23 protein-coding genes and 1 pseudogene are annotated in these 24,756 nt (G+C 44.6%); 17 read left to right on the forward strand and 7 right to left on the reverse strand.

Annotated features, from left to right (window positions below; all coding sequences use genetic code 11):
• The first annotated feature begins 53 nt into the window (after nt 1-53).
• From aceK to ACXACM_RS18175, 3 genes are all read left to right on the forward strand, one after another.
• The gene (gene aceK / locus ACXACM_RS18165; RefSeq protein ID WP_474823512.1) at nt 54-1,775 is read left to right on the forward strand and encodes a bifunctional isocitrate dehydrogenase kinase/phosphatase; all 1,722 of its coding nucleotides are present in this window, start codon (nt 54-56) and stop codon (nt 1,773-1,775) included.
• Nucleotides 1,776-1,916: 141 nt separating this feature from the next.
• On the forward strand, nt 1,917-2,597 hold the full coding sequence (locus tag ACXACM_RS18170; protein WP_474823513.1) for a response regulator transcription factor: 681 nt from the start codon (nt 1,917-1,919) through the stop codon (nt 2,595-2,597).
• Nucleotides 2,594-3,988, forward strand: a complete 1,395-nt coding sequence (locus ACXACM_RS18175) for a sensor histidine kinase (RefSeq protein WP_474823514.1) — start codon at nt 2,594-2,596, stop codon at nt 3,986-3,988. Before ACXACM_RS18170 ends, ACXACM_RS18175 begins: the two co-directional genes overlap by 4 nt.
• A 15-nt stretch (nt 3,989-4,003) precedes the next feature.
• Here ACXACM_RS18175 and ACXACM_RS18180 read toward each other — a convergent pair whose 3' ends face one another.
• The gene (locus ACXACM_RS18180; RefSeq protein WP_474823516.1) at nt 4,004-4,543 is read right to left on the reverse strand and encodes a DUF3833 domain-containing protein; all 540 of its coding nucleotides are present in this window, start codon (nt 4,541-4,543) and stop codon (nt 4,004-4,006) included.
• A complete protein-coding gene (locus ACXACM_RS18185; protein WP_474823517.1) occupies nt 4,540-5,079 on the reverse strand; it encodes a chalcone isomerase family protein in 540 nt (179 codons plus the stop codon). The genes ACXACM_RS18180 and ACXACM_RS18185 overlap by 4 nt, the downstream gene beginning before the upstream one ends.
• Before the next feature lie 110 nt (nt 5,080-5,189).
• Here ACXACM_RS18185 and ACXACM_RS18190 point away from each other — a divergent pair, with 110 nt between their 5' ends.
• From ACXACM_RS18190 to ACXACM_RS18210, 5 genes are all read left to right on the forward strand, one after another.
• Nucleotides 5,190-6,113 carry a 1-aminocyclopropane-1-carboxylate deaminase/D-cysteine desulfhydrase gene (locus ACXACM_RS18190; protein WP_474823518.1) on the forward strand — a complete coding sequence of 308 codons (924 nt, stop codon included), beginning with the start codon at nt 5,190-5,192 and terminating at the stop codon, nt 6,111-6,113.
• A 70-nt stretch (nt 6,114-6,183) separates the two neighbouring features.
• A complete protein-coding gene (locus ACXACM_RS18195; protein WP_474823519.1) occupies nt 6,184-6,585 on the forward strand; it encodes a hypothetical protein in 402 nt (133 codons plus the stop codon).
• A 94-nt stretch (nt 6,586-6,679) separates the two neighbouring features.
• Nucleotides 6,680-7,882 carry a saccharopine dehydrogenase family protein gene (locus ACXACM_RS18200; RefSeq protein WP_474823520.1) on the forward strand — a complete coding sequence of 401 codons (1,203 nt, stop codon included), beginning with the start codon at nt 6,680-6,682 and terminating at the stop codon, nt 7,880-7,882.
• 14 nt (nt 7,883-7,896) lie between these two features.
• Nucleotides 7,897-9,027 carry a carboxynorspermidine decarboxylase gene (gene nspC / locus ACXACM_RS18205; protein ID WP_474823521.1) on the forward strand — a complete coding sequence of 377 codons (1,131 nt, stop codon included), beginning with the start codon at nt 7,897-7,899 and terminating at the stop codon, nt 9,025-9,027.
• Nucleotides 9,028-9,352: 325 nt separating this feature from the next.
• Nucleotides 9,353-9,958 carry a cupin domain-containing protein gene (locus ACXACM_RS18210; RefSeq protein WP_474823523.1) on the forward strand — a complete coding sequence of 202 codons (606 nt, stop codon included), beginning with the start codon at nt 9,353-9,355 and terminating at the stop codon, nt 9,956-9,958.
• 19 nt (nt 9,959-9,977) lie between these two features.
• Here ACXACM_RS18210 and ACXACM_RS18215 read toward each other — a convergent pair whose 3' ends face one another.
• Complete coding sequence (locus ACXACM_RS18215) at nt 9,978-10,247, reverse strand: hypothetical protein (protein ID WP_474823525.1); 270 nt, start codon at nt 10,245-10,247, stop codon at nt 9,978-9,980.
• 171 nt (nt 10,248-10,418) lie between these two features.
• Here ACXACM_RS18215 and ACXACM_RS18220 point away from each other — a divergent pair, with 171 nt between their 5' ends.
• Nucleotides 10,419-11,717, forward strand: a complete 1,299-nt coding sequence (locus ACXACM_RS18220) for a DUF418 domain-containing protein (RefSeq protein ID WP_474823526.1) — start codon at nt 10,419-10,421, stop codon at nt 11,715-11,717.
• A gap of 354 nt (nt 11,718-12,071) precedes the next feature.
• Nucleotides 12,072-13,232, forward strand: a complete 1,161-nt coding sequence (locus ACXACM_RS18225) for an IS30 family transposase (protein ID WP_474823527.1) — start codon at nt 12,072-12,074, stop codon at nt 13,230-13,232.
• A 213-nt stretch (nt 13,233-13,445) separates the two neighbouring features.
• Here the strand turns inward: ACXACM_RS18225 and ACXACM_RS18230 are convergent, their stop codons facing one another.
• Nucleotides 13,446-13,745 (reverse strand): hypothetical protein, encoded by a 300-nt coding sequence (locus ACXACM_RS18230; RefSeq protein ID WP_474823528.1) that lies wholly within the window; start codon nt 13,743-13,745, stop codon nt 13,446-13,448.
• Between the two features lie 166 nt (nt 13,746-13,911).
• A pseudogene (locus ACXACM_RS18235) lies at nt 13,912-14,344 on the reverse strand (IS30 family transposase); the annotation flags it as partial.
• A 353-nt stretch (nt 14,345-14,697) separates the two neighbouring features.
• Between ACXACM_RS18235 and ACXACM_RS18240 the strand changes: the two are divergent.
• Nucleotides 14,698-16,536, forward strand: coding sequence for a Calx-beta domain-containing protein (locus tag ACXACM_RS18240; protein ID WP_474823530.1), 1,839 nt, complete (start codon nt 14,698-14,700; stop codon nt 16,534-16,536).
• A gap of 299 nt (nt 16,537-16,835) precedes the next feature.
• On the opposite strand, the gene rsmI is transcribed toward ACXACM_RS18240, so the two are convergent.
• Nucleotides 16,836-17,672: a 16S rRNA (cytidine(1402)-2'-O)-methyltransferase gene (rsmI, locus tag ACXACM_RS18245; RefSeq protein WP_474823531.1), complete on the reverse strand. Its 837-nt coding sequence runs from the start codon at nt 17,670-17,672 to the stop codon at nt 16,836-16,838.
• 198 nt (nt 17,673-17,870) lie between these two features.
• Between rsmI and ACXACM_RS18250 the strand changes: the two genes are divergently transcribed.
• From ACXACM_RS18250 to ACXACM_RS18265, 4 genes are read left to right on the forward strand one after another with little or no spacing between them, the layout of a single operon-like run.
• Complete coding sequence (locus ACXACM_RS18250; RefSeq protein ID WP_474823532.1) at nt 17,871-19,871, forward strand: penicillin-binding protein activator; 2,001 nt, start codon at nt 17,871-17,873, stop codon at nt 19,869-19,871.
• A gap of 1 nt (nt 19,872) precedes the next feature.
• A complete protein-coding gene (locus ACXACM_RS18255; protein ID WP_474823533.1) occupies nt 19,873-20,217 on the forward strand; it encodes a YraN family protein in 345 nt (114 codons plus the stop codon).
• Nucleotides 20,218-20,243: 26 nt separating this feature from the next.
• Nucleotides 20,244-20,843 (forward strand): phosphoheptose isomerase, encoded by a 600-nt coding sequence (locus ACXACM_RS18260; protein WP_474823534.1) that lies wholly within the window; start codon nt 20,244-20,246, stop codon nt 20,841-20,843.
• Nucleotides 20,843-21,430, forward strand: coding sequence for a BON domain-containing protein (locus ACXACM_RS18265; protein ID WP_474823536.1), 588 nt, complete (start codon nt 20,843-20,845; stop codon nt 21,428-21,430). The genes ACXACM_RS18260 and ACXACM_RS18265 overlap by 1 nt, the downstream gene beginning before the upstream one ends.
• 40 nt (nt 21,431-21,470) lie before the next feature.
• On the opposite strand, the gene ACXACM_RS18270 is transcribed toward ACXACM_RS18265, so the two are convergent.
• Complete coding sequence (locus tag ACXACM_RS18270; protein WP_474823537.1) at nt 21,471-22,106, reverse strand: RpiB/LacA/LacB family sugar-phosphate isomerase; 636 nt, start codon at nt 22,104-22,106, stop codon at nt 21,471-21,473.
• A 200-nt stretch (nt 22,107-22,306) separates the two neighbouring features.
• Between ACXACM_RS18270 and ACXACM_RS18275 the strand changes: the two genes are divergently transcribed.
• The gene (locus ACXACM_RS18275) at nt 22,307-23,080 is read left to right on the forward strand and encodes an IclR family transcriptional regulator (RefSeq protein ID WP_474823538.1); all 774 of its coding nucleotides are present in this window, start codon (nt 22,307-22,309) and stop codon (nt 23,078-23,080) included.
• Nucleotides 23,081-23,171: 91 nt separating this feature from the next.
• Nucleotides 23,172-24,581, forward strand: coding sequence for an MFS transporter (locus tag ACXACM_RS18280; RefSeq protein WP_474823540.1), 1,410 nt, complete (start codon nt 23,172-23,174; stop codon nt 24,579-24,581).
• Nucleotides 24,582-24,756 lie beyond the last annotated feature (175 nt).

Raw genomic sequence — 24,756 nt, forward strand, 5'->3', positions numbered from 1 at the left:
CCGGGAGTGTCAGTTATGTTACGGTTAAGTTGATACATTCATCGGGTAACAGCATGACCGACAAAGATTTAGCGAGAAAAATCGCATTTCAAATTCTCACACATTTCGATAAGAGTTACCGATTGTTCACCCGAATTACACGGGGCGCGAAAGCGCGATTTGAGAATGGAGAATGGCAAGCCACGCAGACGGCGTCTCAATCGCGGATCCACATCTATGAAAAGTGCGTCTCTGAGGCCGTTACGGATATCTATCAGCAATGTCATATTAATCTACGGGAAAACGCATTTTGGTATGAGGTGAAAGGTGCCTTTACCCGGCTACTAGAGCAACACCCTCAGTTTGAATTGGCAGAGACCTTTTACAATTCCATTATTGGACGTGTATTTCGTCACACCACGTTCGATGACAACATTATGTTTTTACTTCCCAGTCGTTGCTTCTTAGCCGGGCGCGACAGGGAGAAGGTAATTAATAGTTTCGACACCACGACCACAGTGGCAAAAATGTACGCGTCTATTTTTCAAATTTATCGTTTTGAACGATCGTTTGAGAATAAACCTCGTGACATGAGCAACCTGGAAAACGCGTTGCGCCAACGCCTGAGTACCAAACAGCTTGCAAGTGTTTACTGTGTTGAAATGTTAAAACCGGTGTTCTTCAGAGGTAAGTCTGCCTACCTTATCGGGCGAATTTGCATGCCCACTGAAACCCTCCCTTTCGTCATCTCCATCCACACAAATGAATTGCAGGAAATATACATTGATGCACTGCTTACAGATCCACAGGATTTGTCAGTGATTTTTGGCTTTGCACGCAGCTATTTCATGGTAGACACACAGCATCCGGCGGAAATTGCGGCTTTCTTGCAGGAGTTACTGCCGAATAAGAAACACTTCGAGCTGTATATGTCACTGGGCCATCACAAACATGGCAAAACCGTATTTTACCGAAATTTTTTGCAACACCTCGATAACAGCAATGATAAATTTGAACGCGCTCCTGGCACTAAAGGGCTGGTGATGATGGTATTTCACCTCCCTTCTTACGGCGTGGTTTTTAAAATTATAAGAGACGAGTTTGCGGAGAGTAAAAAAATTACCCGAGATCATGTTAAAGCTTGCTACAATTTGGTAAAACTGTCCGACCGTGTAGGTCGCATGGCTGACACCCATGAGTACGTTAATTTTCACATTCCCCTGGCCCGTATTTCGCCAGCACTGCTTGCAGAACTTGAGGAAAGCTGTGCAGCAAGCCTGACCCTTACTAAAGAAACCCTGATCATCCACCACCTCTATATCGAGCGAAAAATGACGCCCCTTAACCTGTATCTTCAACAGGAACAAAACGAAGATAAAATAAAAAATGCTATTAATGAGCTAGGTCTGTGCATAAAGCAAATTGCCTTAGCCAACATTTTCCCAGGGGACATGTTGCATAAGAACTTCGGTATTACCCGCCATGGCAGAGTCATCTTTTACGACTACGATGAGATATGCCTGATGAAAGACAGAAACTTCCGTTCGCTTCCTCACTCTGATGATCCCTATGCCCTTGACACGTTATCTGTGGCACCAGACGATGTATTTCCGGAACAATTTGAACACTTCATTCTGGGAAAAAAACAATTTAAGGATATACTCAAAGAATTACACGGCGATTTAATGAGCCCGGAGTACTGGCGTTCAGTTCAGGCAATCACTGCCAGTGGGGAAATTCAAAACTTTACGCCGTACAACCCAGCGATGCGTTTTTCACGTTCCGGTGAAAATTAAAGTTCTGTAATAAATGGTGATTTTGCGTCGATTTGGCTGTGTGATGTGATCGGAAGCACTAAAATAATGCGTATTATAATGTACAAGTTACACTGTTTCTGAAGGCCGAGAATGAGCCTGCTACGAGGTAGAGCCAGACTTATGAAAGCATTGATAGTTGAAGACGATTTTACCGTCGCAGAGCATATCCAAACCGGACTCCTGTCGGCAGGCCACGACTGTATTCACGAAAGTGACGGGAAAAACGGTTTAGATCAGGCGCTGGGCGAAGCATTCGATTTAGTTATTCTTGATATTATGCTACCGGCTTTAGATGGGTTTTCAGTGTTAGAAAAAATTCGCACAGTAAAACCCACTTTGCCCGTATTATTGCTTAGCGCTAAAAGCCAGGTTGATGATAAGGTTCGAGGCTTGCGTAGTGGAGCGAATGATTATCTTACTAAACCGTTTGCCATTGAAGAGCTTCTCGCTCGGGCAGAAGGGCTTACAGGTCGTGTCTCGCCGGGTGCGAAGGAAACTGAACTTTCTGTGGGTGACCTGACACTTGACTTGCTTCGACGCAAAGTGACTCGAGGCGAAACAGAGATTAATTTACAGGCGAAAGAGTTTCAATTGCTTGAATGTTTACTTAGAAACCGAGGCAAAGTCGTGACGCGCAGTATGCTGCTTGAACGGGTTTGGAATTATCATTTTGACCCGCAAACCAATCTTATCGATGTGCACATTAGTCGCCTGCGGCAAAAAGTAGATAAAACATTTAATATCCCACTTATTGAAACCGTGCGCGGAACCGGTTATCGCATTTCAGAGACAGGCATTTGATTGCGATAGGCGCGTTTACCCGAAGCTCCAGCTTTAGGGTCGGCGCCCTTTTCACTACACTGTCGTCGGCAGGTATTCTGTTTGTTTTTTATTTTTGGTCTCTCGCTGATGATGACAAACTCATAGACGAGGCAAAAGCGGCGCTCTCTGCAGAGCGTTTTTTTGTTGAGGAATTATATCGCCAGCAAGGCATAGATGCTGTCAGTACTGCCATTCAAAATCGCATTCTACGACAGGGCAACAATACGTTTATTTGTCTGATGGACGCAAAGAAGAACATTATTGCCGGAAACTTTATTTCTCCACCTGTACTGACCAAGCAAGTTCTCCCCACTGTAGTACCGCTACCACTTCAGGAATTTATTGCAGCAGACAGTCTGGAACAGACGTCCTCGTCTTCGAGCAGCGTCTTGCTGGACCGCGTGATTTTAGGTAATTATCAGGTCATTATTGCCCGCAACGTAGATGACTTGTACAGCACACAAAAAATAGGCCGAGCGCTCGGCTGGATATTTGTAGTCATGCTCGCCATGATCGCAGCGCTGAGCTTTGGTGTTGCCATTTATGTTGTGAATCGTATTAATCGCATGTCATATACCGCAAGTGACATTATGGATACCGGCGACCTCAGTGCCAGGATGGAAATCGACAGCAGTTGGGACGACCTGAGCAAACTGGCTATTGTATTTAATAAAACGTTGGAAATGATTGAAACTTCGGTAAAAAATATTAAACAGGTTTCTGATAATATCGCCCATGATTTGAGAACACCACTGTCGAGGTTGCGCAGTAGGTTGGAAAAACTCCCCGAGAGTGATTTGCGTGATCAGGCACTAGATGAAGCTGACAATCTACTGGCGATTTTCAATTCGCTGTTGCGCATTGCTGATGTTGAAAGTGAGCGACAACGCTCCGGTTTTATTGAGGTTGCGCTACACCACGTGGTTACTGATGTCATTGATCTTTACGAGCCGCTGGTTGAAGATTGTGAAATAGCCTTATCGACTCACATTGAACCAGTCAATATTGAAGGTGATCCTCACTTACTTTTTCAGGCACTAAGTAATTTGCTAGATAACAGCCTAAAATATGCTAAAGGAAATTGTCGAATCGAAGTTGTTCTGAAAACCGTCGGCTCCCGGGTTATCATCGCTGTCAATGATTCAGGCCAAGGTTTACCCACCATTGAATTTAACGACCTTGACCGCCGGTTTTATCGGTCTGAACAAAGCCGTACCTCTCCGGGGAATGGACTGGGATTATCTATGGTAAAAGCTGTTGCAGCTATTCATTATGGCAAGTTATGGTTCATCGACAACCCATTGTGTGAGAGAAGCGGATTTGGCGTTGTTATCAGTTTACCAGTCCGCACTCAAAAAAAACGGAGCTAAAAGGATTTACCGGCCTCATTGTTTTTGCATGAAGATGGTAATTTCTGCCATCACAATGCCAAATTTCTTTATATATGAACGATTCATCATGGTATCGGCCTCCAAGGCAAAGAACCAATCATCAAACGACACTTCGTAAGTGGTATCGTCGACAGGCAAATCCATCGTGTACTGGAAGTTAAACGCATTGCCGTAACTATTACCCGTTGCCACACCCAGGATATCGCCAGCTTCACCGCGATAAGTATTGCCTGATACGGGAGTTATAGTCCAGATGCGACTGGCTGGTCCATCGCCAAGCTGATAGTCGAACGACTCGTTTAATATTAGTTGGCTACCGTCTTTTCGACCCTCTATGTCCACAGTAAATCGTTGAACCACTTCTCCGGACCGGTTTTGTACTATTCCCCATGCTTTGACAGGTCCATCGAAAAAGTCATACAAATCGAATATGGGTTGTTGTTGTTTATAAGTTTCACCATCGAGCCCGCCCGCGCAACCTGAAGCCAAGGCGAGAGCACCACAGATAAATACAGTTTGTATAAATAATTTCATTTTACTTCTCCCAGTAAATCTTTGCGCATATCAGGTTGCGATGTTTTCTCGCCAAGCCAGATATCGAAAAATGCCTTTGTAAATGCAGAATCGTTAATTTCACCGAGTTTCTCGGTATTAAAATAAAAAATAGTGTGATTGTTTTCATTCGCGATACCAGTTAACTGATCGCCCTCCTTCACATCAGGGAAAAGTTTCTGCATGTCACTCTGCCATTGCCCTAACACATCGTCGGCTGCCACTTTCTGGTTTCGCATTTCTTTTACAGACCGTTTTGCAATATCGTCACCTTTGAAATCCCTGGCATAGGAAAGCCTTAGGGCGAAGGGCTCTTCCGGGTCCCACCTGCCATCAGAAGCATAGAGACTAGCGTTGTACACATCCCAAAAGAGATAGGAAAACTCGCTTTCGCCAACCAAGTTTTTCTCAGCTAAAGTAAAATTAATTTCCGGGAAAGGGTCGTTTTCGCTGGCCGTTAATAACGTGGGACCTAACAAGCTGCAGCAAAGTATCACTTTGCTCGTGAGGCTGCTCATAATCATAAAACTCTGTAAGATAGTTAACTTATTCTTACCCGCACAAGGTCCTCGTTGATCAAATATGACACCGAGTTAATGTTAAATTTCTGTCCTACATAGTGATATTTATGAATGATATCGGCCCGTATTCTGAATTTGCCGCCCACAAACTTAATATTCGCTTGCCTTCACCAGTGGAGCCTTTTACTCCATCCTGGCCAGGTGCTGATCAAGTTCGGCTATTTATAAAGCGAGACGACCTAATTCACCCTGTTATTTCCGGAAACAAGTGGCGCAAGCTGAAATATGCGCTAAACACCATGCCTGCCAACACTAAACATATTGTGAGTTTTGGAGGGGGATATTCAAATCATCTTCACGCCTGCGGTTACTTGTGCCATCAACTGGGTTTACAATTTACTGCGATAGTCAGAGGTAACTATTCCCAATCACTCACGCCCATGCTTCGCGATTTACAATCCTGGCATGCTCACATTGAGTACGTTGACAAAATCACTTACAAACTTCGTGACGATGATGAGTATTTAGCAGATCTACGGGTTCGCTTTCCCGCTGCGTACATCGTCCCGGAAGGAGGCAGTCAACAGGCAGCCCTTTTGGGTATGGCTGAGTTAGTAGAGGAAGAACTAAGCGCTCATTTCAACCATTTTATTGTGCCTGTTGCAAGTGGTGCCACCTTAGCCGGGCTAATCACCGCAATTTCACCACGACAGAGCGCAATGGGTATTGCTGTACTCAAAGGTCAAGGCTACCTTGAATCGCTGGTTAAGACTTTTGTCGGTCTACCGACGGCGGAAAAAAATTGGTATATTAATCATGAATATCATTGTGGTGGTTATGCTAAAAAAAATAGCTCACTGCTTGATATTTGTGACGAAATGTCAAACGAGTATAACGTACCCGTTGAACCTGTTTACTCCGGAAAGCTATTTCTGGCCCTTAAAGCGTTACTCGCTAAAGGTTACTTTGCCAGTAACAGTAAAATTCTTGTGGTACACACAGGCGGCCTTCAAGGGTTAAGGCAAGTGTGATCCAAGTCAAGTTTTACTGCGTTACAAGTGATATGGTGATTCCTGTGACAGATAAGATTGGAGAATTAGCGTGATACACAAATCGCTCAGCGTGCCAGAACCGCTTCAACTGCTGGTTAACCGGTCTTTGTCATTATGCGAAATACTACTTCCCCATTGCAATGTTATCTATCCATTCGCTGCAATTTATGAAGACGGCCGCATTGGGTGTCTTTTTGCCGAAGATCGCAGCCACGGTCAAAATGAGAGCTATCTTATTGAACAACTTCAGTGGCGTATTATCGATACCACGACTGATACCGATAGCTACAGCGTGCTGGTTTATGCGGCAACTGTTACCACTGACAGACACAAACAACTCAACGCAATCGCCATTAATGCAACCTGTCCTAATGGGGAAGAAACTATGCTACTGTATCCCTACTTTCGGGTTGGGAAGAAAATTGTAGTATCCCCGCCAATTCCAGGCTGAAAAATTGCTCTTTCGGGCTTAACTTTGCTTGCCAAAAAGTTGATGTCTGCTAGCATTCAGCGCAAATTTACCTAACGTCTCGGGAAACTAAACTATGTCTCGCGTTTTAATTATTGGTGCTGGCGGCGTTGCCGCTGTAACAGTGAAAAAATGTGCCCGCTTACCTGAATATTTCGACGAAATTTATCTGGCTAGCAGAACAGTGTCGAAGTGTGAAGCGCTGCAAAATGAAGTGGGAGCAGATCGTGTTAAAGGTGTATTTGCTGTTGATGCAGATAATGCTTCAGAAGTAGAAGCACTTATCAATAACGTTAAGCCTGATCTGGTGGTTAACCTCGCATTGCCTTACCAGGATCTCCCCATCATGGACGCGTGTTTAGCAACAAAAACCGATTATCTCGACACGGCGAACTACGAGCCTAAAGACGAAGCAAAATTTGAATATAGCTGGCAGTGGGCTTATCAGGATAAGTTTAAAGATGCGGGCATCATGGCATTATTGGGTTCTGGTTTTGACCCAGGCGTAACTAACGTATATACCGCCTACGCGGCCAAACACTATTTCGACGAGATCCATTACCTGGATATTGTTGATTGTAATGGTGGCGATCACGGCCAGGCGTTTGCCACAAACTTCAACCCGGAAATCAACATCCGTGAAATTACCCAACGTGGGCGTTTCTGGGAAAACGGCGAGTGGAAAGAAACCGACCCGCTAAGCGTACGTGAAGATCTCGATTACCAGAATATCGGTGTTCGCGCGTCATATCTTATGTTCCACGAAGAGCTGGAATCCATTGTTAAGCATTTTCCTTCACTTAAACGTGCCCGCTTCTGGATGACATTTGGTGATGCTTATCTCAACCACTTGCGCGTGCTCGAAGGTATCGGCATGACAAGCATCGAGCCAGTAGAGTTTCAGGGGCAGAAGATAGTACCTTTGGAGTTCTTAAAAGCTGTGCTGCCTAACCCAGGCTCACTGGCTGACGGGTATACCGGCCAAACCTGCATTGGTACTTACATTACCGGTGTGAAAGATGGCAAAGAAAAAACCATTTTCATTTACAACAACTGCGATCATGCTAAGTGCAATGACGAAGTGGGCGCGCAAGCCGTGTCATACACCACAGGAGTACCGGCAATGATCGGCGCCATGATGATGTTGCAAGGAAAATGGAAAGCGCCAGGTGTGTGGAACATGGAGCAATTCGATCCTGACCCATTTATGGATGAGTTAAATATTCACGGTTTACCCTGGCACGTAATCGAGTGCGAAGAAAGCCCGTTTAAACGTTAACTGGAGATAATAGGTTGACTGATTTAACCCAGCGACATGACATTCCCTCGCCATGCTATGTATTGGAAGAGGAAAAGCTCATTCGCAATGTCACATTGATGCAGCGGGTTCAGGATGAATCTGGGGTGCGAATTATTCTTGCGCTTAAAGGGTTCTCCATGTGGTCGAGTTTTGACATCATTAAACCCTATTTGCATGGCGCAACAGCGAGTTCTGTCTGGGAAGCAAAACTCGCTTCTGAAATGGGTAAGGAAGTACATGCTTACTCGCCAGCGTATAAGCAATCTGACATTGTTGAGCTCAAAAAATTAGTCAACCATATTTCGTTTAACAGCATAAACCAATGGCACACCCATCGCGATGCGCTGTCGGGCGTATCCATTGGGCTTCGCATCAACCCTGAACATCAGGAAGCAGATACGCCGTTATATGACCCGGCCGCGCCCGGTTCAAGATTAGGGATCCGAGCGTCAGAACTGGAATGTATCGATTTAAGCGGCATTGAAGGGTTTCATTGCCACAACTTATGTGAGTGTGACTCCTTTGCAACTGAGCGCACATTGCAAGCCATTGAAACGCGATTTGGTAAATGGTTGCCGTCATTGAAATGGCTAAACCTTGGCGGGGGTCATTTGATGACTCGCGCGGGCTACGATGTGGCTCACCTTATTAATACGTTGAAAGGTTTCAAAGCCCGCTACCCGCATCTGGACGTTATTCTGGAGCCTGGTTCTGCTGTAGCTTGGCAAACAGGGCCACTCATCGCCGAGGTAGTAGATATCGTAGAAAACGATGGCAAGATAGCCATTCTTGATATTTCTGCCACCGCACATATGCCAGATGTACTCGAAATGCCCTATCGGCCTGCCATTCTTAATGCAGGAATGCCGGGCGAAAAAGCCTTCGACTACAAACTGGGCGGCAATTCTTGTCTGGCAGGCGATGTGATTGATATTTACTCCTTCGAAAAGCCACTGCGAATTGGTGACCGATTACAGTTCGAAGACATGATGCACTACACCATGGTGAAAACGACGTTCTTTAATGGTGTGGAACATCCAGGTATTGGCATTCTCCGCAGCAATGGAGAATTCGAGCTAGTCCGGCAATTTACATATGAGGATTTCAAATCCAAGCTGTCTTAAATAACGGTTATCAAATCAATTATTTAGAAAACGGCGCTTCATTCTGCGCCGTTTTTTTTGGCCCTTTTTTATGCTTTATAATGAAAAAGAGAAAAGCTTTAGTAAATTAGCACAGCACTGATTTAAGGTCTGATCTGAGCGTACCGCTTTTCGAACTCCCGCAACGAACTATATACAAAAATTTTTCAACTATATACTATCCGACTGACTTCACCATACTTCTCATTTAAACTATCAGCAATTGAATACGTAGAGAGTACTTCGTGATTGTGCTTTACAAATAAAAGTGAAAAGGTTATTTTTTAACCAGAATGGAGGCAATACTATGGGCAAATCGGTTTATACTACTTCGGCGATTTTATTTGTTTTTTTCACTTCATTCAGTTTTGCGCACACTCAGACAGAAAATCACAAGCATGAGAATACTTATTCTGCAAAATTCACCTCATTGGGTGAAGGCAAGCCTACACTGTATAGCGGAAGACCAATATATCACCACGTTCGTACCGCCGACTTACCCTCTGAGATAGCACTATTTGAAGAAATACTCCCTGCAAAATCACTTGGCGCGCCGCCTCATTCACATCAAAATGAAGATGAAATATTTATAGTCCTCGAAGGTAAAGTACACTTTCTGGATAATGAAAACGAAGTTATTGCGGATGCTGGTACAATTGCATCACTACCGCGAAAAAACTTACATGGCTTTTGGAATCCGTACGACGAACCAGCAAAACTTCTTGTATTTGTAAGCCCAGGACATTTTAGTGAGTTTTTTGAAACGGTCGCCTCTGCCGTAGAAAATAGTAAAGCGACTACGCCTGAAGAAGTAGGGGCAATTATAGGAAAGGAAGCAGCTAATTATGGCGTAGATATTGATATGTCTGTACTTCCTCAGTCCGCTATGGCGCTGTTAAAACCGGCGCCCTAAAGTGATGCCAGGCCCGCCTTTATATTACGCTGCTGCCACGACTAATACCGGTTTGATCAACTATCGCGTCCAGTAATAGCTCGCCATCAAGGTATATTTTGAAGTTAGTTTCTGGCGGCGCACTAATGTTATATTCCAAGCCGTACAAATGATTTTCTTTTATCTTGATCACAGCTTCTTTGTGCGGATATACAAGGTCGAATACTCCGTCATCATCTCGTTCCGCAATCACGTCAAGCATCCAGCGCCCATGGGCAATTTCAATAGATAGTTTTTTCTCAATCATCATAAGTCCTCTCTATATTCCCTGTTACTCCCTACGGACAACCAGACTTTTCGATCGCAAGAGAACATACACAAAAAATAAATCGCGAATATTGACCTCGCCGCTATCAATCGTTCAAAAAATAACCTAACCTTATTATGCAAGATTCATCTACCATTGAACAAGGACGTTATAATGTTACCAGTTCATTCTCAACCAACCCGTGGTGACGAGCGGATAAAAACCCTTGATTTTTGCCGGGGTGTCGCGGTACTCGGTATATTCCTGTGTAATGTTGGCTTTATGGCACTGCCTTACGACGGTCTGATTTCATTTAGCTATCGCGAGGCAATTGATTATCTACAGGACGCTTTCTTCGTCTGGGCAATGTTTTTTGACGGTACCCAACGGGGGATATTTTCTTTACTGTTTGGCATTGGTATGGTCATTTTTTTAGACCGCAATGGCAATAAAATAGGAGCAGGCCCAGCGGCTGATCTGTTTTTCAGGCGAATAGCCTTTTTGTTCCTATTCGGGTTAATAAACGCCTACGTGTTTTTATGGGGTGGCGACATACTAGCACCTTATGCTTTTTATACTTTCATTGCTTTTGCTTTCAGAAACAGCTCTTCCAAGGTCCTTCTAATCATAGTCGCAGTCATTTTGCTGATTTACTCTTTACTCGCCGTTGCCGGAACAATGTCTGCGCTGGAAGGCCATGAGGCTTATCAAGAAGCGCAAACGATCATAGATGAGGGTAAGGAGCTGACAGAAGAACAGCAGGAGGCATATGACAAATGGCTACAAAAGCCTGATACAGAAGCAATCAATGAAACCGTCAAGGCCGTGAGATCAGGTTTTGGTGGTGCCTTTGAAAACAGTATGTCAGAACTAAGCATGGTATTAAGCGATATTTACTACGGCTCACTTTTTGATTTTATACCCATGTTTTTCCTGGGCATCGTATTGTACCGGTGTGGCATTTTTAATCCCGACTACCCTCTCTCGCGGTTAGTTTACCCGGGTACATTGCTGATGGTGACAGCTTGGGTATGGCGTTATACAGATGCTTATTACTCCTTTGTTGAATTAGACCAATTGCTCTTAGCCTATATATTTCCTTTAAGCCCCATTGTGAGAGTGATGCTCACACTGGGTTATACCCTACTCTTGATTGCTGCTTACCGGTATATTTACGCTAACTTTATTGCCAGGGCGTTAGTTGCCGTCGGACAAATGGCACTTACCAACTACCTCTCACAATCAATTATTGGGGCAGTGATATTTTATGGGTTCAATCTTTACGGCGTATTGAATGGGGCTGAAATATCACTAATCATCCTTGCGGTTTGGATTTTTCAGTTAACGACATCAGCAGTATGGTTACATTTTTACCGGTTCGGTCCATTCGAATGGATTTGGCGCAGCTTAACCTATGGTAAACGACAGCCGTTTCGAAAAGCTAACACAGACTTAACGCCTGCATCAGCTTAGCTGTAGTGAATCGTTCAGGCTTTGTTAGCAAGGTATTACTTAGTATTACAAAGCCTGATAACGCGTATCTTTCAACTCGGCAGTTACGCTGTGGGATCTCATTAGCGTTGATAAAAGCTCTCACTGAAAGTTAAGAAGTTTTTCATTCTAAATGAGAATTTTGCAATAGAGATATATCGCTAACAATGACAACGAATTACGAAAATATCAATTACATTGATATCAATATTAGATGAGATTTTAATTAGACCAACGAATGCCGATAGGACAAAAAAACTGTTGCTATAGTCCGCTTCAGACCTTGAGTTCAATTGGTGAGTGCAACGCTATCCTTATAAAAGGAGGAATGTTGCCATGAAACAAAGAAAACGTATCTATTATTCACCAGAACAGAAAGCACTTATTTGGGACAGATATAAGCGAGGTGATTCGCTGCATGATATCGCTAGAATGTTTGATCGCTTTCACTCTTCGATTATGCCAACTATTTATCAAACTGGTGGGTATCGGCCACCAGAACGAAAAAGACATCCACAGTCTCTCTCACTTGATGAAAGAGAAGAAATATCACGATGCTTAGTCGGTAAACAATCCATTCGAGAGATTGCCAGACGTTTGTCCAGAGCGCCATCTACAATTAGCCGTGAAGTAAAAAGAAATGGTGGGTTGAAGCACTACCGCGCCGTGAAAGCTGAACAACGAGCATGGGATGAAGCATTGAGACCTAAGCCATGTAAGTTAATTGGATCCCCAGAGTTATGTAAACTAATAGCTGTTAAGCTTAAAAGGGCATGGTCGCCACAACAAATTGCGGGTTGGTTAAAGCGACAATACCCCGATAATCAGGAAATGTACGTGTCTCACGAAACCATCTATAAAACACTCTTCATTCAGACGCGAGGCGCTCTAAAGAAAGAGCTACAAAAGTTTTTGCGGTCAAAAAGAGCGGTTCGCAAATCTCGTCAATCTTCACTGAAAAGGTTAGGTCTAGGCAAAATCCCTGATGCTGTTTCTATAAGTGAACGACCTGCATCAGTTGAAGATAGAGCGATACCTGGTCACTGGGAAGGCGACCTAATATGTGGCTCCAACAACAGTTACATAGCGACACTAGTAGAGAGGCACTCTCGATTCGTAATGCTTGCGAAAGTGGATGATAGTAAAACGTCGACCGTGATTGCTGCACTTATCAAGCACGCTCAAAAGTTACCTAAGGAACTATATAAATCTCTAACTTGGGACAGGGGGAGAGAAATTAAAGACCACAAACAATTCACACTAGCCACGGATATAAAAGTATATCTTTGCGATCCTTACTCACCGTGGCAACGTGGTACCAATGAAAACACCAATCGATTACTACGACAGTATTTTCCAAAAAGTACCGACTTATCAGTACACAGCCAACAAAAACTTAGCAGTGTAGCGAGACAACTTAACGAAAGACCAAGAAAAACGTTAGACTATGAAACACCAGCACAGAAATTTAGCCAATGGGTTGCGCCCATTGATTGAACTCAAGACAATAAGCGGACGGACGGGCTTTTTCTAATGGATCTCTACAGTTAGTCAGAAGTGGACTTCGTGCTATTGGCTTTCCACCAGCCTCTCAGTATGTGCTATATTCACTCCCGCCACTTACTTGAGTAAAATTCCACAATACTTCCATGTGAATTTAAATAGTGTGAAACAGCCTCTTAACTTTTTCAGTTGCTATTCATGCTCAAGCTAATTCAAAAGATAGTTTACCATCCAAAAGAATAGCCATATTGCACCACCTACAACCCCAACAAATAATGCAATAACTATCAATTGCAATATCAAAAATCTGTATTGCTGATTGAATAGTAATAAAATAGAAGCAGCTATTGCACTATAAATAGGCTCACCAAATAACCATTTCCCAATTGCGGCAGCGATAATTATTGGTATCAGGAACAATACATAAGGCGCAAGGAATGTTGCAATATCGTGATTTTGCATTTCTTGACTACTATAAATTGTTTTCCCCTTGATATGAAAAGCCACAACCTTCTCCCTGTTCTCTGTAATTCTATTAATTATACTAAAATACCACCGCTACAAAATATATAACAGCATGATAAATATCTTTTTTCTGTTTTAATGTATACTCCTGTATAAATAATAATAACAAACAGCGCGAATTCACCTCCGAAGTGCACCACTCGCAAATTTAGGTAGTCTTGCGTAATTCATCGAATACCGCGATATGTATCCTAAAGCCGAGACACTTTCTCGGCCTGACATTTAATGCACGCTCGATTTTACTAATTTGCCTGTCTGTTTCTGTCCTTAAATCCGTGCCTTTCAGGATGTATTGGGGCAGCAAACCGTTGGAGTTTTCATTTAATCCGCATTCCCAGGATGAATAAGGATTCGCAAAGTAGACATCCATTTTAAGCTCTTCTGCGATCAGCTTGGAATTACAGAGCTCGCGACCATTGTCAGCCGTAAAAGTCCGAATATGACCCGATACCGCCACAACATTCCAACCATGGCTTGGGCCAGATCAGCTATGCTTTTAGCTGGCACGTTGCGTATCAGATACTGCTTACTTTTCTAACAATAGCGCCAGTTCGTTGTTTACCCAGAACCAAATCCGCTTCCTAGTCGCTGGACCGCTACTCTTTCTCCATAATTATTCCTATTATCAATTAGGAAATGATCTGTGGAATTACCGGTAGTTTTGGGAACTGTCTTGAGAACCTTGAGGAAGTTAAAAGAGCTATCTCAGGCACTACTTGTTGAGTTGGCAGATTTTGATATAACTTATATTTCTCTGATTGAAAAGAGGGTTACCACTGCGATCTACGTTCTATATAAATATTCATACTTACTACATAATTGGCAGACCTATCTGCGGTCGATAATCTGATAAGTTCATGAAAAAAAAGATCAAAATATATCTATCTCTAGTCAGTGACTTCAGTGTCAAATAATGTAGTAAGGACGCTCAAAAATGCAAAAACCTCTGAAACTTCATACCTCAACTCTAACGCTAATATTATTTATTAATGCTGGCCTTTCGACATCCGCGTTTGCAACCTCCCTGCCTTTTGAAAAGCCAAATAAAAAAGGTTCTAAAGATGGAGTTTACGCAACGACACAAAGCATCACATCAAGCGCAAGTGGCAATGCTGGTGTAACAATGTACGATTATCCTGATGTGCCGGATGCTGAAATTACGGAAACTGGTGTTCTTTTCTTTTATACGCAGGATCTGCTGGACTATTACGATGGCGATATCACCAAAATCTACGACTTTGTGAGCAATAGTGTCGACGTAAATAATGTCGCCTTTGAAAATGGTGGTATTGGGTTACGTCGCGTGGTGTCTGGTGTGTTGCCGATGCCGGACCGTTTTGTTGATGAAGATATGTATAATTCTGACATTGGCGGCGCTACTCAATATTTTGGTTGGGGTATTACTGGCGTAGAAAGCTATAATGACTTTTATGAAGATGACGAGCAGGGTCAGCGAGTACGTCGTTCTGGCCAGAAGTCGCTATTGGATGAAATGTATGGCCAGTACGGGGCGTCGTATTACGTAGCACTAGCGCGTCAATATGAAGCGCCAACCGAAGCGCTGGAATCAAAGTACAGCTGGGTAGGGCTTGCAATTCGTGGCGGTGAGCTGGCAGTGGTGACCCCTTACGAAAACGAAAAGCACGAAATCACAGTGCTGGCACATGAGCTCGGTCACAATGACGGCCTTCGCCATAATCCAGATACTGACCATGGGGTTGGTCACATGGGTCCGTATGCGGCAGGTTATTTTTGTGACAACAACTACAGCCTGATGGAGATCCGAGGCTTCAGCTATAATGAAGATTACTTTTTCTCTGACGTAAATCACACTGATACCAGTACAGGTGAAGCTTGTGGTGAAATGGATGTTGCGGATGCGGCCCTTTCTTATCGTGCTGTAATTGATGCAGGATGGATTGCTGAGAAGAAAGACGTTTTTGCGAATCTTCGTGATGTGAATGAACGTAAAGGCTACGCAAGTATCCAGTTCGATGATGTAGTGTTCAATGAATCGGAAGGTGCAATTACTGGTACAGTCTTATGGGAGGGTTTATCTCCAGAAGATAATGCATCTCTTGAAGTGGTGGTCTCCGACTATCAAGAAACAAGCGTTTCAGATTTCAACGGTCCTGCTTATACCAATGTTCAGTACACTGGTGAAATTACATCGTCTTTCAGTATTCCACTGGCTAATGATGATGAGTTTGAGATCAACAAAAACGTCACCTTCGCGTTACGAAATCCTAATGGTGTGAATCTGGATGAAACCCTGTCAGAAGCAACTATTGCAATCGCATCGGATGACGCTGGAGAACCGGGCGTATTCAGCTTTGCCTCGAAAGCTTACAGTCTTGAGGAAGGTGGTTCAATCACTGTAACAGTGACCCGAACTGATGGGGCAGATGGTCAGGTAACACTACAGCTTGTCTCTGAAGATGGTACAGCATCTGATGCGGATTACTCGGCGATTGATGAGGTGTTGGTTTTTGCCAATGGTGAAACAGAGAAAAGCGTTACGTTTAATGCAACAAGCGATACACTCTCTGAGTCCAATGAAACTGTAACACTTCGTCTTATTAACGAAAATGCAAATCTTGGTGCAGCTGAGGTGACGGTAACAATCACCAACAAAGCAACAAATAGTGGCACTGGCGGTACAGGTGGCAACACAGGTGGCAATGACAATAATGGTGGCGGTGGCGGCGGCAGCATGGGTTGGAGCGCACTGGGTCTGTTACTGGTTGCAATGTTCCGTCGAAGAGTTGTATAAGAGTAGTGTGGTTAAGAAGAGAGTGTAATTGGCTCTCTTCTTTAATTTTTATTGATTAAGTTAGTATGCTTGGTAAGTGCTGCTACCGCTTAAACTAAATCGAATATAGAAAAGGTCAGCTGTTCGTACATTGGGGGCTTTCACAGCATCTTCTAACTACTTTTCGTAATGCCGATACCGGTCCAATGTAATTGTTATCACCACAAATACTATTTATTTTAAAGAGAATTTATTAAAATTACTGAGATCTCATATCAATCAAATTGAGACGTTTTAGCAATCTCCATGAGATTCCACTGTTAAGCCATATCTAAGCCGGCCTGATACAGGGCGTTCTTTTTAAGGTTATAGTGCTCTGCCACTACGGCTGCCGCTTTTTTCAGTGGTAGTAGCGTTTTGAGATTTGCCAGCAAGGTAAGCGCTTCCGGCGGTAATTCTGTTGCGACAATGTCAGCACCACCTATCATCAATACAAACTCGCCTTTTTGGTGAACCGCATCTGCTTCTAACCAGTTTTTAACCTCACTGGCCGTGCCATCAACATAGGTTTCAAAGGTTTTCGTTAACTCCTTGGCCAGTACAATGTGACGAGCTTCACCCAGGGTCTGGCAGATATCAGACACAGTATCGAGCACGCGCCGTGGCGCTTCGTAAAATACGGTAGTGAAAGGACGCTCTGCTAGAGATTCAAGAACCTGCTTCCGCGGTCCGGTTTTAGGTGGCAAAAAACCTTCAAAAATAAATTTATCAGTAGGTAAACCTGATGCACTCAAGGCTGTAATTGCAGCGCAAGGACCAGGCAGTGCCACTACAGGTATATTCTCTTCACGACACTTTCTCACCAATACGAAACCTGGGTCGCTAATAAGGGGGGTGCCGGCATCACTGACAAGGGCAACCGCCTCTCCACTTTTTAAGCGCTGGCACAACATAGCGGTGCGTTTGTCTTCATTGTGCTCATGCAACGATAAAGTTCGCGTAGAAATGGAGAAGTGTTGAAGCAATCGGTGGGTATGACGGGTGTCTTCTGCAGCAATCCAGCTAACATTTTTAAGGGTCTCCAGCGCCCGTGGCGAGATGTCTTCAAGATTTCCTATAGGAGTAGGCACAATATATAAGGTCGCAATTTCAGACATAATTCTCACTCTTTGTGGCGGGCTTTATCGCCCTATGCGGTTCTGTTACTCGATACAATCATACAACTGAAACGAAGAAAAACGAAAACGAATAAACACAAATTATTGCAAGTCTCTGGTACAGTTTGTCATTGTACCCATAGCTTTTCCTGATGTTTTCGTTACACTGAGCCGGTGTGTCAGAAGAAGGGCTTTTTAGTGAATTTCACCTTACTTACCAAACAATTCAGTCAGTATGCATTCTTTGCTTTGGTGTTAGCTGTCGCTGGTTGTGGCAGTACGCCCCAACCAAAGCAAAGCCGTACCCCGGTTAACGAGCCTGTGGAAAAAGAGATCCAGGAAGAACATCTCACTCCCGCATCTCTGATAGCCCTGGCAAAAAACGCGTGGCAAAGAAATGGTGACGCACAGGCCAAACACAGCTATTTGCTTGATGCTGCTTCTGCTTATTTACATGAAGAACAACTGACAAAAGCTCAACATCTTCTCAAGGTGTTAAACAATGAACCCCTGTCTGATGAACATCGGATTCAATTGAACACCCTTCTGGTACAAATTTATAAGGACGACAACACGGTCAAAACGGATGCCCTACTGGCACTGTTGGCTCCCCTTTCGTCAGATCAAACGTTGCGTAAAACTCAGCTTCAATTACGCCAAATGCTGTACGAGAGACAAAATGCTCTGATGGCCGCCGCGAACGACTTATATGCCGCCGCCGAACCTTCCGCTTCAAGAGAAACACAAATATGGCAATGGGTGAACCAGTCTCCGGCTCAGGCCAGACAGCAAGCTCAGTATAAGTACCCCGCGCTGCAGCCATATTTATCGTTGTTTGAACTTGCCCAGCAGCACGGTCTCGACAGCATCGCTTTCAACCAGGCGCTAGCTCAGTTCAAACAGGTATATCGCAACGAGCCTATCGTATCCTATTTGCCCGACGACATTATCCGTGCTGCGAGCCTCAGTAATGAAAAGCCCCAGGCAATTGTCGCGTTACTTCCGTTAAGTGGAAAACTGGCCTCCAGTGGCATGGCCATTAAAGAAGGCATGCTCTCGTCTTATTTCGAAAGTAGCGCTGCGCGCCAGGCCTCACAAGACCCTGTGGCATTTCACTTTGTTGATACTGCAGACAAAAGCACCGATGAATTATTAGAAGCCATAAAAGGGTACCGTTGGGTTATTGGCCCATTGTTAAAAGAGAACGTAGAGCACCTTGCTGGGCGCATTCCCCCTGGCACAACCATGCTGGCTCTTAACCGATTAGACCCTTCGCTCCCCTTGGCAATTGAAGACACGGAGATTCCGCAAGAAGAGCAACTATTACCTGAATTAAACCCGGTTGAACTAGCTACAACCACAACACAGCCTACATTTCGTGCGTATTTTGCTTTGGCACCGGAAGATGAAGCTCAGCAGTTAGCAAATATGATCTTTGAGCGCGGTTTTAAAACACCGGTTGTGGTATCTGCGCAAAACAGTATCAACCAACGGATGCGTGAAGCCTTTACTGAACAATGGCAGACACTAAATGCCAGCGCTGATAACAAAGCAGACATTCCACTCACCGAAGTGAGTTTTACAGATAGCAATTCACTTCGCAAAGGTATTACTGAAGCACTGGATGTCGCCCAGAGTCACGATCGCATCCGTCAAATTGAGTACATGGTAAACGAGCAGCTTTATAACGTCCCCAGAAATCGTCGCGACGTTGATGCCATAATCGTGTTTGCGTCGCCTTCGCAAACGGAACTACTGAACCCTATGGTAGAAGCGAGTCTTAGTCCATTTAATGGAAAAACCGTTCCCGTATTTGCAACTTCTCGCTCAATTGAATACGACGATACTAAAAACCAATGGCGGGATTTGCAGAACGTTCACTTTTTAGACATGCCCTGGATGATGCCGGAACACAAATGGATAGGTTTACAGGCCACTACTTCCGCACTTTGGCCTCAGCGCGACACCCAGATGTCACGTTTGTTTGCCTTCGGGGCAGACGCTTACAACCTGTTACCCTTCGTACCTCAAATGTCCACGCTGTCACAGACCAGTGTAGATGCACTGACGGGTAGATTGCAGATAAACAGCCAGGGGCAGGTTGAACGCAAACTACCCCATGCGATTATCGACAATCAAAAAGTAAAATTGGTGGCGCTGCCAGATTCCCCACGAGGGGCTGCAACAACAGGTCGATGATATGGCCACTGCCAGATTGCGTGGCGCAATCGCCGAAACTAAAGCAAAAGATTACCTGCTCTCTCAAGGTCTATCTTTTTGCTGCGCGAATTACATGGCGAAAACCGGCGAACTCGACCTGGTCATGAGGGAGCATTCCACCTGGGTATGTGTGGAAGTTAAATTCCGCGAAGATAATGCCTACGGCTCAGCGGTTGATTTTGTCACGCCATCTAAGTTAAATAAAGTGAGGCGCACCTTTGAACACTTTATCTTGTCAAAAGGGTTGAATCCATTACACACGCTTATGCGAATAGATGTGATAGCATTAGATGGAGATAAGCTTCAATGGCTGAAAAACGTGTAGTCAGCCAGTAACCCTTTGTGTAGAAAATGATTGATAAAATTAAAGAAAATTTCACTGAAAGTATCCAGACAAAAATTTCTGCCATCGAAATACTGCCTGAGGCCATTGAAAAAGCAGCGTTTATGATGGTTGACGCACTCATAAGAGGAAACAAAATATTAAGTTGCGGCAACGGCGGTTCTGCGGCCGATGCCCAGCGCTTTTCCTCGGAATTGCTGAATCGGTTCGAGCGTGATCGCCCTAGCCTTCCGGCCATCGCACTGACAACCGATACATCCACACTCACTTCTGTAGCCAACGACGCTAGTTTTGATGAAGTATTCGCCAAGCAAGTCCGTGCCCTTGGACAACAAGGAGACATTCTGCTCGCGATCAGCAGTTCGGGGCATTCAAGAAATATCATTGCCGCTGTGGAAGCTGCATTATCCCGCGACATGACCATTGTGGCATTAACCGGTAAAGACGGCGGAGAAATGGCCGGATTTCTCAGTGAACACGATGTAGAGATCAGGGTGCCGTCAAACCGTACAGCGCGAATTCAGGAAGTTCATCTACTTGTTATTCACAATTTGTGTGAATGCATTGATGATTGTCTTTTTCCAGCAGATCATGGAGATGAACATTAATGATAATTAGCAAACGGAAAACGCTAATTGCCACCATGATGAGCTTTATGCTCATGCATACTCAGGGGTGTGCACTATTAGCAGTGGGCGCAGCTGGTGCGATCACGGCAAAAGTGGCCAACGACAGACGCACCGTGGGTACCCAGCTCGACGACCAAACCGCCGAAGGACAGGTGGCTTATCGGTGGTCGAAAAGCGAGTCGTTAAAGAAAAGTGCCAATTTGCAAATTGATATTTACAATGGTGTAGCGCTAGTAACAGGTCAGGTACCTAGTCAGGTGTTAATTGACGAAGCCATTGCTGCGGTTGAATCTGTCGAATATGTGCAAAAAGTGCACAATCAAATTCGTATGGGTATGCCCATCGAAGCCTCAGCGCAGGCAAAGGACATTTGGCTGGCCTCAAAAGTAAAAACCAAGTTGGTTGCCGATGAACGCATTCCGTCCCTTCAGGTTAAAGTCATAGTACAAAACAGCGAAGTTTTTTTAATGGGGAGAGTGACCAATCAGGAAGGTACGTACGCCGTAGATGTAGCGAGAAATATCAATGGCGTGACCAGAGTGATCCGAGCATTTGAAATTATGTAGGACAAGCGGGCAGAAAAATTTGCCCGCTTGAGTGATGTAGTTACGCTACCCAGTTACTCACCAATGCGCGCAGTTCTTCATCTTTTGCGTTAGCAAAGAAACACTCTTGGAAATTTGCACCTCCAACAGCCGTTTTAGTTATCTCTGGCGGCAATGCACACAACGCTTCTGCCAACGGTTTTTGTGTTATCGCTTTCACCTCGTCAAGAAGTATAGCATTCGCGTTTTGAGACTCTCTTCGCTCCGGAGGATAACCAAGGCCAGTTTCTCCGGTAAACGCTTTTTCAAATATATATCGTATATTGAGCTCTGCTCCCCAGCCAAAACCTTTCGCGAATGGCAATGCTAACGCATTCCCGTTGTTAATTTGAGCGAAGAGATACGCGTCTGCTGGATCAATACAATAGCCACACACTACCCCTGGATAAGCGTTTAGGGACATAAGCGCTCCCTGCCCCGTACCACATCCTGCCACAACAAAATCGACCGCTTTACTATTTAGCAATAATGCCGCTATTACACCAAGGTGAATATAGGTCAAACGATGATCCTCTTCATCACGCATACCAACGTTAAAAACTTCATGACCGTGTTCTTTAGCCACGGTATTTAACTGTTCAAGAAGAACGGCATTTTTGCCAGCCTGACTAAATTCATTCATTAATGCAATTCGCATGGGTTGCTCCTTATGGGATTGAGTAAAGCACATTGAACTCAGAACGTTTATCTGTAAAGAATCATCGTAGTCAGCTCGTCATTTGTTTCACATTTGAAACATTTAATTCCTAGGTCCCTTCAGAAGCGCATACCATTTCCAAGATAGTTGCTGTAAATTTGCAAAGAAAAATGTATCTGCCAATTACATGAGGAAACAAAGTGGAAAAGTATGCAATTCCCAGCGTCAGTCACGCCTGCGGAATTTTTCGGGTTTTGGCCGGCGCTTCTGCCGGCATGACCATGGGAGAACTAGAAGCTGCTCTCGGGTTACCTCGTACCACATTATTTCGCTTGTTGCGTACCTTATGTGATGAACAGATGTTAGAAAAAAAAGGGAAGCGCTATCACTGCGGTACAGAGTTAACCCGTTTGGGTTTACATATGCTCAATTCAGAACACCTGCACCAAATGGCGATCCCTCACATTCAACGACTTGCGATTGAAACGGGATATACTGCCCACCTTGCCGTACCAAGTCATAACAAAGTTCTTATTGTAGAAGTTGTTGATAGCCCAAACTCACTTATGGTTTCTAAGCGCCCAGGAACCCTAACGGATATGTATTGCTCGTCTACCGGGAAAATATTCTTAGCTTTGTTGTATTACGACAACCTGGAAATACTTGTGCGCGAACAACCTCTATCAAAACGTACTTCGAATACAATTACGTCGATGGATAACTTGAAAGAAGAGCTGAAAAGAGTAATAGCGCTTGGTTACGCCGTAGATGATCGGGAGTATAATGAGGATGTTCGTTGCCTGGCTGTAGCCGTCAGAGATAACCGCGGCGTAGTAGTCGCATCTTTGGGTGTTACTGCGCCGGCAGTCAGCTTTCCAAAGTCCCGTATTCCCCAAGTCGCCAATTTAGCAAAAGAGGCTTCCCGAAGAATTTATACGGACACCTATCAACTTAAAGGTCTTAGTAGAGAATAACTACAACTTTGGTACAATGAGTCCTTGATATTGTTCTTCGTTATTTGCGCGGTCACACGACCCGATTCTACATCTTTAAATTCTGGACGAAATGATAGCCATCTCACGCAAAACGGCTACCACGCTGCTGGTAGCAGCAACGTTATTCATGGAAATTCTCGATGCCACGGTTATCAGTACGGCGTTGCCTATTATTGCCAGAGATTTCGATGTGGCAGCCTCCCACTTATCTGTAGGCATTTCCGCATACCTTGTGGCGGTTACAGTGTTTATTCCTATTAGCGGCTGGGCTGCCGACCGCTTTGGCGCGAAAACTATTTTTTCTGCCGCAATCTGCATCTTCGTTTTAGCATCGGTCTGCTGCGCCATCAGTACAGACATTTATACATTTACTGCGTCGCGCGTTTTCCAGGGCCTTGGCGGTGCCATGATGGTACCTGTGGGTCGCCTAGTTGTACTTCGAAGTCTTCCCAAAGAAGACATTGTTAAGGGAATGGCGATGTTAACATGGCCGGCTTTAGCCGCTCCTTTGATTGGGCCCGTATTTGGTGGTTGGATAGCGCAAACTTTCAGTTGGCACTGGATTTTTCTCATCAATGTACCCCTGGGATGCCTGGCATTGGGTGTTGGACTGTACCTGTTAGATAATCATAAAGCTGAGCCACAACGTTTCGATATGGTAGGGTTTATCATGAGCGGCATCGGCTTCGGCCTTTTTATGGCCGGACTTGAAGCCTTCAGCACCCGCCCTGACAATCTGATGTTACCCACTCTATTACTTTTAAGTGGTTTGAGCCTGCTCATCGCCACATTCAGACACATGGCATTGGCCCCGACGCCCTTGTTTTCATTATCGGCCATGAGTGTGGCTACGTTCCGCCTTACCATTCTGGGTGGTTCAGCTATGCGTATTGCTTTGTCCAGTGCTCCCTTTTTAGTGCCGCTCATGCTGCAACTAGCGCTGGGCTTCACACCCGTTGAAGCAGGCAGCGTACTTCTATGGCTATTCGCCGGCAACCTTGCCATCAAACCCGCTACCACCTGGATCATGAACGCCGCTGGTTTCAAACGGGTAATGGTGGTAAACACATTGCTGGTAGCCGCGGGTTTTATTGCCATTGGACAGTTCAGCGAAGACACGCCTACCTGGCTGATGGCAGTGATTTTGTTTATCAGCGGTGTAAACCGTTCCATGCATCTTACTGTGCTTAACACCATCGCGTTTGCCGACATCCCTCAAGAGAAGGTTCGCGACGCCAATACGCTGGGCGCAGTGATCATGCAAATGACCCGCGGGCTGGGTATTACCATTGGCGCACTTGCGCTAGCTCTGGCCACTATTATTACCGGCTCTCAAAATGGTGAGCCTGTGGTCGCTGATTTCTCCATCACTTTCTTAGTCATCGCTGGTGTTAGTCTATTATCGCTCGCTGACAGTATTCGACTTCCCCATGACGCCGGCGAAGCAATTCTCAACAAACGCCGTTTAAAGCGAGCCTGAACCCAGCAACTATAAGACGAATGTCTTAACTACCTTCTTCCCCGTGTAAATACAGTAACGACGGGCTCAGCGTAAATAAAAACCCTCCATGTTGTCGACAATATCTGCCTTTTTGATTGACTTGTTACGTTTAAGCGCCTACATTGTCGACAGTTCAATCGAAACCTGGAAGATA

Source organism: Alteromonas sp. AWQ4_252, from assembly GCF_056158205.1.